This window comes from Granulicella tundricola MP5ACTX9 (assembly GCF_000178975.2).
In the GTDB taxonomy this organism is placed as follows: domain Bacteria; phylum Acidobacteriota; class Terriglobia; order Terriglobales; family Acidobacteriaceae; genus Edaphobacter; species Edaphobacter tundricola.
Genome location: NC_015057.1, coordinates 186,286 through 199,058, shown reverse-complemented (window position 1 = coordinate 199,058; position 12,773 = coordinate 186,286). Strand labels below are relative to the sequence as shown.

Genomic DNA, 12,773 nt, shown 5'->3' with positions numbered 1-12,773 from the left:
AGGTGCGTTGTGAGAGTAGACCTTTACAACTCGGCAGCCGCAACAGAAGCAACCACACAGGCAAGCAAGATTGCCCAAGACAAGTCCCTGAACGCGCAGGCCAAAACCGGCGTCCAGAAGACTGAAACCGAAGACACGACCACGCTGACTTCAGCAAGCGATCCAGTTCAATCGCTGACGAAGACGGCACTCGAGACCACTCCTTCCCGGGCAGCCAAGGTGGCTTTGCTGAAGCAGTCCGTGAACGACGCAACGTATCAACTTGATTCTGCCAAGATTGCCGAAGCACTCGCGAACGCTGACGTATAGGCAACGCGCGACTGAGTTCTCCGGCGATCGATCGGACAAACACTATGCAGACCGCCCTAACTCAGTCGCAGATACAATCCGTCGTCACCACGCTTTCGCCGCTCGAAGCCCAGGAGTACCTGGAGTCCATCCAGGCGCTCACGCATGAGCTTGACCGGGCCATGGAGGCTATCGTCTCCCGTGAGCTTCCGGCGTTCGAGCAGAGCGTCTCCAGGCAGATGTCCGCGTGCGTCAAGCTGGCCGAGCTTCCCAAACGCTCCGCACGACGCGTGCGGGACGTGAGCTCAGAGGCCGCCCCGGATGCTGAACTGACGGGACGCATTGCGGCTGCCTCGGTAGCCCTGGTAGCTCTGAACAAGCGCTACTCGGCCCTGCTGAAGCATTCCGGCGATACGCTGCGCATGTTTGCTGGACTTTTCCGCAGTTATACAGGCACGACCCAACCGGGAATGCTTTCCACCTGGTCCTGCGAACTCTGACGTTTCGCTTCTTTGAAGGAGATTCACCCTCATGATCAGTTTGATGTCCACTCTCAATACGGCGAGCGAGGCGCTTATGGCGCAGGAGGCCGAGATTTCGGTCACCAACAATAACATCGCAAACGCGAGCACAGCCGGGTACACCCGTGAGACGGTGAGCCTGCAGGAGGCCGCCCCCACGAGCCAAGGCGCCCTGAGCGTAGGCAATGGCGTGGAGGTTGCCGGCATTACCTCGGTCCGGAACGAGCTTCTCACCTCACGCATTCAACAGCAGACCTCAGAGCAGGGCAGCTCGGATGCGCAGGTGACCGCCCTGACGCAGATCCAAACCCTCTTTCCGAGCACCGGCACCAGCCTGGCGAGCAGCCTTTCCGGCTTCTTCACCAGCCTATCCGCGCTTTCGTCCAATCCGACGGATGCAGCGAACCGGCAGACCGTTCTTTCCAGCGCACAGACGCTGGTGCAGCAGTTCAACTCCGTCTCGGCAGGGTTGAGCGGGCCGGCCAGCAGCTTGAACACCACGGTGAAGACCGACGTGGCGCAGATCAATGAACTGAGCAGCGAAGCGGCCAGCCTGAACCAGCAGATTACGTCGCAGAGCGCTACCGGGCAAAGCTCCGGAACTCTGACGGATCAGTTGGGCCAGGTCGAGACGCAGCTTGCGTCGCTGACCAATATCTCAGTAACCCATGGCACCGGTGGGGATACCATTACGACCGGCAATGGGACGCCACTGGTGCTGGCCGGCCAGAGCCATGCGTTGCAGACGTCTACCGGCTCCGATGGCAATACGCATATCCTGGACTCCAGCGGGACCGACATCACCTCCGCGATCAGCAGTGGCGATCTTGGCGGAACGATCCAGATCCGCGATACCGTTCTTCCCGGCCTACAGACTTCGCTGGATACGCTGGCGAATCAGTTTGCGACTGCGTTCAACTCCGCGCAGGCGAGTGGTTATACGCAGAATGGAACCGCCGGCGCCGCCCTGTTTTCTATTCCGACGACCGTCGCCGGCTCCGCAGCGGCGATCTCGCTGACGACGACCGACCCTACCGCCATTGCGGCGAGCTCGGACGGATCCTCCGGCAGCAGCGGCAACGTGGCGAATCTGGTTGCGTTACAGAATTCGGCGTTGCCTTCCGGGCAGAGTGTTACGACAGGGTCGGCGAACCTGGTCTACCAGATCGGCAATCTGACTTCCAATGCGACGACGCAGCAGAGCTCAATTTCTCTGAGCTTGAGCAGTCTGACGACGCAGCAGAGTTCAGTCTCCGGAGTCTCGATCGACGAAGAGTCCGCAAATCTTATCCGCTATCAGCAGGCTTATGAGGCGGCGGCCAAGGTGGTGAGCACCATCTCCACCCTGTTCGACACAACCATCAATATGATCAGCGGGAGTTAACTGACATGCGCTTTGTTCCCAATATTGCCTCCAACGTCATTACCGACATCCAAGCGAGCGACCAGAACGTCCAGACCGCTCTGCAACAGGTGTCTTCAGGCCTTCGAGTCTCATTGCCCTCGGATGACCCAGCCGCATCCGCCGCCCTGGTGCAGCTACAGGCGCAGTCGGCGAACATAGACCAGTACACGACGAACGCCTCGTCTGCGCTCTCACAGGCGCAGAGCGCGGACTCCGTGGTGAGCTCGGTTGTGTCTCTGCTGAACCGTGCCATCACCCTTGGCACGGAAGGCGCGAACAGCACGTCCTCCACGGCGAACCGTGCTTCGATTGCGACCGAGGTGCAAGGCCTGCTCTCGAACGTCGTGTCACTGGCCAATACAAGCTTCCAAGGCATCTCGCTGTTCGGCGGGACGGTGAGCGGCCAGGCTGCGTTCACGGCGGACTCCACCTCTGCCACCGGGTACAAGTACAACGGAAACAGCGGAGTCAACTCGGTCTCCGTTGGCGACTCATTGAGCGTGCAGGCGAACATCCCGGGCAACACCCTGTTCGACAACTCCAGCGCAAGCGTCCTGGGTGCGTTGAGCGGGCTTGCCACGGCTCTGACAAGCGGTTCCAGCACCGACATCGGCACGGCGACGACGGCAGTCACGACGGCTTTGAACTACGTGACCCAGCAGCACGTCGTCTACGGCAACACGATCAATCAACTGAACGCGCAGGAGACGTACCTGGCCTCCGACAAGGTGACTCTGAGCTCTCGCGAGACGTCCCTGGTCGGAATCGACACGGCGACGGCGGCTGAGAACCTGACCCAAGCGGAGACCAGCAACACGGCGATCTTGTCGGCATCGGCTCGCGTTCTCCAGAACAACCTGCTGACGTATCTACACTAGGTCTGGCTCTGGTTTCGAGACACCCCTAGGGGCACCCCCTCCCGGGGGTGTTTCTGCTTAAGTATCTAGAATGAAGAGTTTACGCACAAAATTACTCGCAAAGTATTCATTCTAAATAGCTTAGGGGCAAAGTATTCATTATAAAAGGGTTATAGTTCAGTCTCAAAGGTTTCAACGGCCGTTCGGCATCGGACTGAGACTCCAGCTACACTTCCATTTTACTAAAGCGGAAGGGGTGAATACCCCATTTTTCTTTTGCGCGTAAGCCGTTTGGATACAATGAGATACGCGATATCTCGTGATCCCAGGGTCTTGACATGCGGATTTGCTTGTGTTTTTAAGGGTCTTTGAGGCAATTATTTTGCCCGACGCTTTCGGTTAGTCCCCAATGAGGACACCAAGTGAGGACGTGCCTACGGAATCCTCAGGGCGATCCATCTGGCGAACTGATTATCTGCGGGCAAGCAAAAGCGGCGACCTGGATGCAGGTCGCCGCCGTGGTTTGTGTTTCCGACCAAGATCAGCCGGAGCAGGAGAAGGAGGTGTGGGCTTCCGTCTCGATCGGCTGTAGGATCTCCACCGGAGCGGACGGGTAGTTGGGCTGGGTGCGGCGGGCTTCCATGGGGGCGCTATCGACCTGCTGCCAAGCCTGGCGAACCTCCATGACGACCCTGACCTGATCGCGCAGGATGGCGGGATCGAGCTTGAACTGGGCGTTCAACATCTGCGCGCGGACGTGCTTGTAGAAGCGCTCAATGCTGACGGCCGCCGCGCCGCCGTTGTTTCTATCCAGCATGGCTTCAAGCTGGGTGATGACCTTGAAGCCGTGGATGAGCTGGTCGCAGCGGGTTGCGATGTCATTGCGATCCATCGCGTCTGCTGCGCGCTTAAGATTGCCGATGAGGGTGTCGTGGAGTGCGATGACCAGACCGACAACTGATGCCTGCTGGGTGGCCGCGCGCCGATACTCGAGAGAAGCCAAGTTTGTCATAGGAGTTTAGGAGGAGCTGGCGTTGGGGTTGAGCAGAGCCTGGATCTGCTTGAGTTTTTGTGGGAGCTGCTGGATGGCGATATCGGCTGCGTTGTACTGTGCGGTCAGGATGATCTGCTGCGAGGCGAGATAGAGCTCAAGGGTGCTGGTCTGGTCGCTCAGGTCGCTGTACTCGTTGGAGATGCTCTTGAGATCGACGGTAAAGGCACCCTGGGTAGGATCGGTGTAGGTGTTGAGGGTGGAGGTGAGGGAGGCGGCGAATCCGTCCAACGCCGATCCCTGAAAGAAGTTGGTGACCGCTGCGCTGTTGCTCTGAACGGCGACGCCGAGAAGGGTGGAGTTAAGGGTCAAAGTTCCGTCGGCGTTGGTGCTGATGCCTAGGGCGTTGAGATTGGAAAGTGTGGCGGAACCAGAGCTATAGTTGGTCGCAGCCAGCAGGGCGGACTGCAGGCCCTGGACGGCGCTATCGCTCTGCAGCGTGCCGGCGGTGGCCGTGCTGCTGTCGTATTTGAACTGCGAGTTCACATCTGTGATGAGGGTGTTGTACGCGGTCACGAAGGTGTTGACAGCATCCGTGATGGAGCTGGTGTCCGGAGCGACGTTGAGTGAGATCTCTGAGTTGGGCGCAGCGCCGACCAGATTGAGGGTGACTCCGCTGAGGGCGCCCTCCACTGTGTTCGAGGAGCTGCTGATCGGGACGCCGTCGACGGTGAGAGAGGCGTCGGTGCCGGTGTTAGCACGCTTGAACGTCGTGGTGCTGTCGTTGCCGATGGAAAAGTCGCCGGCAGTTCCTGAGGTGGTGGAGACGAGTGCGAGGCGTGAGCCGGTGCTATCGGTGACGACGTTGGCGGTGACCCCGAGCGACTGGCTGTTGATGGAGGCGGCGACGGTGGCAAGCGTGTCCGAGCTGCTGACCGAGATGGTTTTTGTGGCTCCGCCAATGGTGATGTCGAAGCTGCCGGCCGTCAGCGTAGCGGTGCTGCTCGTGGGTGGGTCGGAGTACCAGGAGCCGGTGGCGGCAAGACTGTTGACAACAATGAGATGGCTGCTGACAGGGGTTCCGGCGACTGCGGTAGCGGTGACCACATCGCTATTGGAGGATGTGGCGGCGGCTGAGGTCAGGGCTCCAGTGGAACTCTGCAGGGCGCTGAGCGCGTCCGAAAGAGAGGAGGATTCACTCTCGATCTGCTGGATGGCCGCGGTCTGCGTGGCGAGTGTCGTCTGCTGGGCTTGCCAGGCGCGTTCCGGCGCACGGTCGGCATAAAGGATGCTGGCGACGGTCGAGGTAACGTCGATTCCGTTGGAACCGCCGAGCGCAGAGAGAACCGAATTGAGTGTTGAGGATGTAGTGCTCATCGGAGCCGGGCCCTCCTGGGTGCTTGCGGACGGATGCGGGAGGCAGGTGGAGAGCGCCTCTGGATGCTTGGCTCAAGGCTTATGCCTTGATGACTCAAGAAAAAGAAGCGGCGGCCGCTGGGTTGAGCGGCCGCCGCCCGTGCTTTTTACTGCAGGAGCTTCAGAACGGTCTGAGCCTGCTGGTTAGCCTGCTGCAGAGCGGAGATACCGGTCTGCTGAAGGATGCTGTACTTGGTGTCGTTGGCAACGACCGTGCTGATGTCAGCAGAGGTGATGTTGCTGGACGCGGAGACCAGGTTCTGGCTCTCGTTGGTGTCGACGGTGGAAGCGGCCTGGAGCTGCTCGACGGTGGCGCCGAGGGTGCCACGCTGAGCCGAGACGGTGGAGATGGCTGCGGTAATGACGGTCAGAGCAGCCTGCGCGCCGGAGGAGGTGGCGAGAGTGGAGGCATTGAGGCCGAGCGAGGTGGTGGTGAGAGCCGCAACCGCGCCGCCGATGCTGACGGTGCCGTTGGTGGTTCCGTCCGAGGTGAAGGCGGAGACGGTGGAACCGAATACCGCGGTGCCGTTGAAGTTGGTGGAGGTTCCGATGTTGCCGATCTGCGTGAGCAGAGCCTGGAACTCGTTGTTGATGGCGGTGGACTGAGCGGAGCTGAGGCCGGTGTTGGACGCCTCGGTGGCGAGCGTTACGGAGCGGTTGAGGAGAGCGGTGACCTGCGCGAGCGCGCCGTCAGCGGTCTGGAGCGAACCGACAGCGTTGGTGGCGTTGAGCGAGGACTGGTTGAGAGCGGCAACGTTGGCGTTGAGACCGTCCGAGATGGCGAGACCGGCGGCGTCATCCGAACCGGAGTTGATGCGCGAACCGGAGGAGAGCTGCTGCAGGCTCTTGTTGGCGGCTGCGGTTGTGATGGAGAGCTGGTTCTCTGCCTGAAGAGCGGAGATGTTGTTGAGGATGCTGAGTGACATGGTGTTTCTCCTTGTTGGTTTTTAGATTTCTAAACTTGTTTGGCCACTGCTGAGCATCGCTCTTTAGGGCTTAGCCATCTTGCTGCAGGAACTCTATCGGTACGGGTTGCAATTGCGTTCAGGGCCCAGATGAAACTTTCTGCAAGGAGTTGCCTGCTGAGAATGTGAAGCGTTGGTTCGCAGCATATGGGTTCATTGCACGTTATGTGCCACGACAGGTCTCATGAAGCTCTCATCGGGAAGAACTGTAATGAGGCAGGTGCATAAAACCCTGTCAATATAAGGGTTTTATGCGCTTTTAACAGTTTGTAGAGAAGCTGTGGCTTTGGCATGAGACTTGCACTTGTCATGGTGAGACCGCGGCGGATGTGCGCGGTCTGAGCGATTGATGAAAGCGGGACTAACACGATGGTTGCAGTCACGGGGCTTAACGGCGTGGTCTTTGCGATCAACAGCGATCTGATTGAGCATGCGGAAGCGACTCCAGATACTGTGATCACCTTGACGACCGGCAACAAGCTTGTCATACGCGAAGGACTTGAGGAGTTGATCGATAAGGTGATCGCTTTCAAACATGCTGTACGGATGGGCCTGGGATTGGGAGTCGATACGACCCATGGGTAAACGACAGATCGATAAGAGTACGGTGGTGGGAGTGATGCTGGCGGGAGCCGGCGTTGTGGCGGGGCTGCTGCTGGATGGCGGGACGGTGCGGCAGATCCTGCAGCCGACGGCTGCGTTGATTGTGGTTGGCGGCACGCTGGGTGCAGTGATGATCCAGTTCCCGATGCAGACGATCCGCTCCACTATTAAAGAGCTGCGTCATGCTTTGCTGGATGCGAAGCCTTTGAATCGGGAGCTGGTGGAAGAGCTGGTGAGCTGGTGTCTGCAGGCGCGGCGGATGGGGATGCTCGCGCTGGATGCATATCTGCCACAGATAGCAGACCCGTTCTTTCGTAAGGGGATGATGCTGGCGGTGGATGGGGTGGGGGTCCGCGAGCTGCGGGACACGCTGGAGGTGGATCTGGATGTATGGCATGAGCGCGAGGCGGGCGTGGCCAAGGTGCTGGAGGCCGCGGGTGGGTTTGCGCCTACGCTGGGGATTATCGGTGCGGTGCTGGGGCTGATCCAGGTGATGCAGCGTATGGATAATGTCGGAGAGATTGGGAAGGGCATTGCGGTGGCGTTTGTGTCGACGCTGTATGGCATCGGGCTGGCGAACCTGGTGTTTCTGCCGCTGGCGGGCAAGCTGAAGATTCGGATGCGGGAGCGTCAGCTTGTACGGGAGATGACGCTTGAGGCTGTGGTCTCGATTATGGAGGGCGTGAGTGCACGTGCGCTGAGACAGCGGCTGGAGGCTTATCTGACGGAAGGGCCTTCGGAGGCTCAGGGGCGGGCTGAACCGGAGATGACGACCTAGTGAAACGGAGACGCAGAGCGGAGTTGGGAGAGGCGGGGCCATCGCATGATCGGTGGCTGATCTCGTATGCAGACCTTGTGACACTGCTGTTTGCGGTGTTCGTAGTGCTGTTCGCTTACTCGTGGCATAGCAAGCAGGCGATCCGGACTGTTTCAACGGCGATCCGGTCGGGCTTCGATTCGATGAGCGCGGCGCAGACGGAGACGGCTCCGGAGACACCGGTGCCGGATCAGTTGAGGGGGCCGACGCAGAGCGCCGATCCACTGCGGTTCGATACGGCGAAGTTGAGTCAGCAGCTGCAGGGAGTGCTGGGGGATGCGATCGACAAGCACGAGATCGTGATGCAGCAGACAGCGGACGGCTTCATCATCAGCCTGCGGGAGTTGGGATTCTTCAACTCTGGGGAGGCTACCCTGCTGCCGGGTGCGGCGGCGAAGCTGCAGGATACGGCGAAGGTGTTGATGGAGGATGGGCTGGAGGTGCGGGTGGAGGGCCACTCGGACGACCAGCCGATTCATAACGGGCAGTTCCAGTCGAACTGGGAGCTTTCTACGGCGCGTGCGATGAGCGTACTCTCGCTTCTGGTGGATGAGGCGGGATTCCCGCCGACGAAGATTTCGGTGGCGGGGTATGGGCCGTACCACCCGGTGGCGGATAACGCGACGCTGGATGGGCGGCGGAGCAATCGGCGAGTGGACCTGGTGGTTCTATCGCCGCGCAGCCGGGAAGAGAAGCTGCACTGATTTCTAGCTGACGTGTTTCTAGCTGACGTGGATGATGGGGCGGCGATCCGGGTTGGGGACGGCGCGGCGCAGGACCTCGTGGGTGAGAGGGGCGGTGTCGCCTTCGCCCAGGAAGATGAAGCGAATGATGTTGACGACGGGATTGCCTTCCTTCCACTTGAAGTAGGCATGGGGAAGTTTTCCTGTGGTCTCTTCCAGGTGCATCAGCAAGGCTGCGATGGAGTTGGCGACGACGGGGCTGTTGGCGCAGAGGATGCGATGGCGGCCGACGCGGCGGGCTTCGATGCAGAGACAGTGTTCGAACTCTGAGGCGTCGATGCGTTCGATCTCGAGGAAGTAGAGGCACTCGGTGGGGGTCATGCCGTATCGGGTGCGGACGAAGGCGTCGAGTGCGTCGAGTTCATCCGCGCAGTGCTTATCTTCCTCTTCCTTGGGGCTGCGTGCGATGAGGCGGATGACCTGGTCTTCGTCTTCGGCGAGCATGGAGACGGCCTCCGGGAGGAGTTCTACCTCCGAGATACGGAGCTCCGTGGAGCGCATGGCTCGGGAGACGACGGAGGTGGTGATGATGGCGAGGATGAAGAAGGATGAGATCTTCAGGCCTTCAGGGCGCTCGTAGATATTGAGCGCGGTTGTGTAGATGAAGATGACGGTGATAGCTGCGAAGGCGAAGCGCAGGAGCGGCTTCTTCCAGACGTGGATGGTGACGGCGACCGCGGCGGAGGTGATGAGGACCAGGACGCCGGTGGCGTAGGCGCCGCCCTGTGCATTGACGTCCGCGTGAAAGGCGATGGTGACGAATACGGCAGTGGTCATGAAGACCAAGACCAGGGGCCGCGAGGCGAGAGCCCACTCCGGCGCCATGCCGAAGCGGGGGAGATAACGCGGGATGAGATTGAGCAGGCCGGCCATGGCGGACGCGCCGGCGAAGGCGAGGATAAGGATGGTGGAGATGTCGTAGACCGTGCCGAAGCCGTTGCCGAGGTATTGGTGGGCGAGGTAGGCCATGGCTCGGCCGCTGGCTTCCCCACCTTCCGCGAAGGCGGCGCGCGGGATGAGCATGGTGGTGACGATGCTGGTGGCCATGAGGAAGACGCTCATGATGATGGCGGCGGTGGCCAGGAGCTTGCGGGTGTTGTGGATGCGATCCTGCAGGTCCTTGCCGGCGATGAGCGGCATGACGGCGACGCCGGTCTCGAATCCGGAGAGGCCGAGGGCGAGCTTGGGGAAGAGCAACAGGGAGAGACCGATCATTCCGAGGATGTTGGGGTGATGCTCGTGGACTGCGGACTTCCACCGGGGGAAGGCCTCCGGGTGGTGGAAGAGCACGTTGAAGGCTACGACCGTGACGATGGCATTCAGGAACAGGTAGGCCCCGACCAGTACAACGGCGATGCCGATGGCTTCCTTGAAGCCTTTGAGGAAGATGGCGCTGAGCCCGGCGAGCAGGAGCAGGGTGACGAGCATCTGGCTGGTGAGCCAGTGGGGCGCGAAGGGATTGTGGATGAAGTGGGCGGCTGCGTCGGCGGCCGAGAGGGTCATGGTAATGATGAAGTCAGTCGACGCGAAGCCGAGCAGGACGAGGACGAAGACCTTTCCGCCCCACTGGGGAAAGAGCCGCTCCAGCATGGCGATGGAGCCCTGACCGTTGGGACTGACCTCTGCTACGCGGCTGTAAAGGGGCAACGCGGCGAAGAGGGTGACCAGGACCAGAACGAAGGTGGCGATGGGAGAGAGGAAGCCCGCAGCGAGGAAGGCGATGCCCGGCTGATAGCCGAGGGTGGAGAAGTAATCTACCCCGGTAAGGCACATGACGCGCCACCAAGGGTGCTCGGGTTCTGGGTGGCCCTGAACGCCTTTGGGGAGGCGAATGTCAGAGAGGAGCCAATCGGCAAGGGCGGTCTTCGTCACTTCGTTTTCCTGACGTGGTCCTGCTCCTTCGTGATTACAGGGAGCGTCTGTGCGTGGGATGCTGGATTTGGCACAGACGCTCTCAAGCTTACCCCTTTACCGCTGCCTTGATGACGGGTGCGGCGGCGACGGCCTGTTTGACGGCCTCATCTCCCTGGATGAGCGCGATGAGGGCCTCCGAGACCTGCTGGGTAACGAGGGAGGCGTCGCGAATCTCGACGGGGAAGCGGACAAGGAGCTGGAGGCCACCATCGACGAGGAGGACGCGGGATTCTACGGTGGGTGCGTCGATGGCGGCGTCCACACCGGCCTGGACGTTGCGGTGCTGCTGCTCGATGAGCTGCTTGTAGCCGGCGTAGATCTTCTCCACGCCGCCAAGGAGGACCTTTGCGGCGTGGCGGTAATCGGCCGAATCCTGGAGCTTGACGGTCAGTTCATGCCAGGCGTAATCGGTGCCGGGCATCTGTTTATAAAGAGGGGTTCCGGCCTGGAAGAGGATGGCGTTGGAGAAGACGGCGACTCGCCCGGTGGTCTGGAGCTCCAGACCGTTGCCGGCGAGTTCCATGACGTAGAAGCGGACGAGTCCGACCTCAATGACGTCTCCGGTGACCCCTGCGACGGTGATTCGGTCTCCGACACGTACGCCGTAACGGCCGATGATGAAGAAGTATGCCGCGACCGAGAGCAGGATGGTCTGGAGGCCGACCGCGATACCGGCGGTGATGAAGCCTGCGAAGGTGGCCAGTGAGTTGAACTGGTTGACGAAGCCCAGGATGAGGACGAGTCCGCTGAGAAAGCCGATGACGATGCGCCGCATGCCGAGGAACTGGCGGCGGCGGCGGAGGTCATGGACGTAACGGCTGGTGGCACGACGCCAGACCTCACCGATGATGAAGAGGGCGCCGAGTGCGATGGCGATGACGAGGATGCGAAGTAACAAGGAGCGCATGACGCTGTGGTACTCGGAGTCTACGGCGAGGCGCCAGGCCACGAGGTTGGCGCGTGACTGCTCGAGCGTGATGATCTCCTGGCTGAGCGGTACGGCGGCATCGCTGAGGACCTTGAAGGTGGCGGTGATGGAGTCAAAGGTGGCGCGGGTCTGCTTGAGTTGAGCGAGACCTGCTGCTGCCGCGGCTGCCTGGGCGGCCTGAGCCTGGGCTGCGGTGAGCTTGACCGCAGGAATTGCGGATGGGGCTGCGGGGGGTGGTGCGATGGTACCGTCGGCTGCCTGCTGGGAGAGGTCCTGACCCTTGCGGATGGTGCCACGGAGGGTATCGGTGACGGGCGTGCGGAGGGCGAGCGCCTGGGCGTGGAGAGCGTCGGTCTCCTGGGTCCACTGGTCAATATCACGCCGGGTGGAGAGGAGTTGGAAGAGGACGGTGGCCTGGCTGCTGACGCCGGCGGAACGGGCTGCGCTGAGGTTTTCAAGCGGCGCGGGAACGACCTTGGATTTGGGATCGGTGAGTTCTGGCGCGGTGCGGGAGAGTTGCTCAATATCTCCGGCGAGGCCAGCCTGGCCCTGAGTGTCAGACATGCTGACGATCTTGCTGAGGGCGTCGCTCATGGCGACGTTGAGCTGCAGGGCTCCCTGGACTTGCTCGATCTGGGCGCGGAGGGTGGGGATCTCTGCTGATTTCGCTGATTGAAGCTGATCTTCGAGCGTCTTCTGCTGGGTCTTGAGATCTTCTGTGCGTTTATTGACGCCAATGAGCGTGGTCTGGAGCTTCTGGGCCTCGCCGACGGGGGGTTGCTTGCCGTCGGACGGGGCAGCGTTCGGGGTGTCGGGCTGTTGCTTCTGGTAGGCGGCGAGCAGCTTGGCCTCCGCGATGCCGGACTGGAAGGCGTAGGCGGCGATGAGCTTGGCGTCGCTGACGGCCTCTTCGCGATAGAGGGCGTCGGTGGGTTCACCGACCTTCTGAATGGGAGTGACGGCGGTGCGGTAGTAGCGGATGACGGCGCTGAGATGGGCCAGGACCTGATTGCTGCGAGCTTCGAGATCGAAGTTGGCGGGTGGGACCTGGAGCGGCACGGTGGGAGTGGTGGGCGTCGTGATTTTTGTCGTGGGCGCGGCTGTCTGGGGTGCAGGTGCAGGCGTCTGAGGCGTTGGAGCGGCGGCTGTGCTGGCCTGGGCGAGGAGCGCGGCGGCGCAGGTGAGGGCGGCGGTGGTAGCCGTGAGGAGGACTCGACGGAGCGTGCGGGAGGCTGGCTTGGTGCTGACTGCGGAAAGACCCATGGGTATAAGACGCCAATTTTGCGGCCGTGGGTTCTTAGGGTCGAGTTGCGCTGCGGGTGGTG

12 protein-coding genes are annotated in these 12,773 nt (G+C 61.1%); 7 read left to right on the top strand and 5 right to left on the bottom strand.

The features are described 5' to 3' along the window. Positions 1-9: 9 nt before the first annotated feature. The 4 genes from ACIX9_RS19515 to flgL are packed head-to-tail and all read left to right on the top strand — an operon-like array spanning position 10 to position 3,092. Positions 10-309 (top strand): flagellar biosynthesis anti-sigma factor FlgM, encoded by a 300-nt coding sequence (locus tag ACIX9_RS19515; RefSeq protein WP_013572813.1) that lies wholly within the window; start codon positions 10-12, stop codon positions 307-309. A 44-nt stretch (positions 310-353) separates the two neighbouring features. Continuing rightward, positions 354-788 carry a hypothetical protein gene (locus ACIX9_RS19510; protein ID WP_013572812.1) on the top strand — a complete coding sequence of 145 codons (435 nt, stop codon included), beginning with the start codon at positions 354-356 and terminating at the stop codon, positions 786-788. Positions 789-819: 31 nt separating this feature from the next. Next, positions 820-2,193: a flagellar hook-associated protein FlgK gene (gene flgK / locus ACIX9_RS19505; RefSeq protein ID WP_013572811.1), complete on the top strand. Its 1,374-nt coding sequence runs from the start codon at positions 820-822 to the stop codon at positions 2,191-2,193. Positions 2,194-2,198: 5 nt separating this feature from the next. Further along, positions 2,199-3,092 carry a flagellar hook-associated protein FlgL gene (gene flgL, locus ACIX9_RS19500; RefSeq protein ID WP_013572810.1) on the top strand — a complete coding sequence of 298 codons (894 nt, stop codon included), beginning with the start codon at positions 2,199-2,201 and terminating at the stop codon, positions 3,090-3,092. Positions 3,093-3,612: 520 nt separating this feature from the next. Here the strand turns inward: flgL and ACIX9_RS19495 are convergent. The 3 genes from ACIX9_RS19495 to ACIX9_RS19485 form a co-directional block, all read right to left on the bottom strand. After that, complete coding sequence (locus tag ACIX9_RS19495; RefSeq protein WP_013572809.1) at positions 3,613-4,083, bottom strand: flagellar export chaperone FliS; 471 nt, start codon at positions 4,081-4,083, stop codon at positions 3,613-3,615. Between the two features lie 6 nt (positions 4,084-4,089). Continuing rightward, on the bottom strand, positions 4,090-5,439 hold the full coding sequence (gene fliD / locus ACIX9_RS19490) for a flagellar filament capping protein FliD (RefSeq protein WP_013572808.1): 1,350 nt from the start codon (positions 5,437-5,439) through the stop codon (positions 4,090-4,092). A 146-nt stretch (positions 5,440-5,585) separates the two neighbouring features. After that, on the bottom strand, positions 5,586-6,404 hold the full coding sequence (locus ACIX9_RS19485; RefSeq protein WP_013572807.1) for a flagellin: 819 nt from the start codon (positions 6,402-6,404) through the stop codon (positions 5,586-5,588). Positions 6,405-6,812: 408 nt separating this feature from the next. On the opposite strand from ACIX9_RS19485, the gene ACIX9_RS19480 reads away from it, so the two are divergent. From ACIX9_RS19480 to ACIX9_RS19470, 3 genes are read left to right on the top strand one after another with little or no spacing between them, the layout of a single operon-like run. Next, positions 6,813-7,028, top strand: coding sequence for a flagellar FlbD family protein (locus ACIX9_RS19480; protein ID WP_013572806.1), 216 nt, complete (start codon positions 6,813-6,815; stop codon positions 7,026-7,028). Beyond that, positions 7,021-7,824, top strand: a complete 804-nt coding sequence (locus tag ACIX9_RS19475; RefSeq protein WP_013572805.1) for a flagellar motor protein — start codon at positions 7,021-7,023, stop codon at positions 7,822-7,824. Before ACIX9_RS19480 ends, ACIX9_RS19475 begins: the two co-directional genes overlap by 8 nt. After that, positions 7,824-8,567: an OmpA/MotB family protein gene (locus tag ACIX9_RS19470; protein ID WP_083808532.1), complete on the top strand. Its 744-nt coding sequence runs from the start codon at positions 7,824-7,826 to the stop codon at positions 8,565-8,567. The genes ACIX9_RS19475 and ACIX9_RS19470 overlap by 1 nt, the downstream gene beginning before the upstream one ends. An 18-nt stretch (positions 8,568-8,585) precedes the next feature. On the opposite strand, the gene ACIX9_RS19465 is transcribed toward ACIX9_RS19470, so the two are convergent. Together ACIX9_RS19465 and ACIX9_RS19460 are read right to left on the bottom strand one after the other, a co-directional pair. Continuing rightward, a complete protein-coding gene (locus ACIX9_RS19465) occupies positions 8,586-10,478 on the bottom strand; it encodes an APC family permease (protein WP_013572803.1) in 1,893 nt (630 codons plus the stop codon). 88 nt (positions 10,479-10,566) lie between these two features. Next, positions 10,567-12,711 (bottom strand): mechanosensitive ion channel family protein, encoded by a 2,145-nt coding sequence (locus ACIX9_RS19460; protein WP_013572802.1) that lies wholly within the window; start codon positions 12,709-12,711, stop codon positions 10,567-10,569. Positions 12,712-12,773 lie beyond the last annotated feature (62 nt).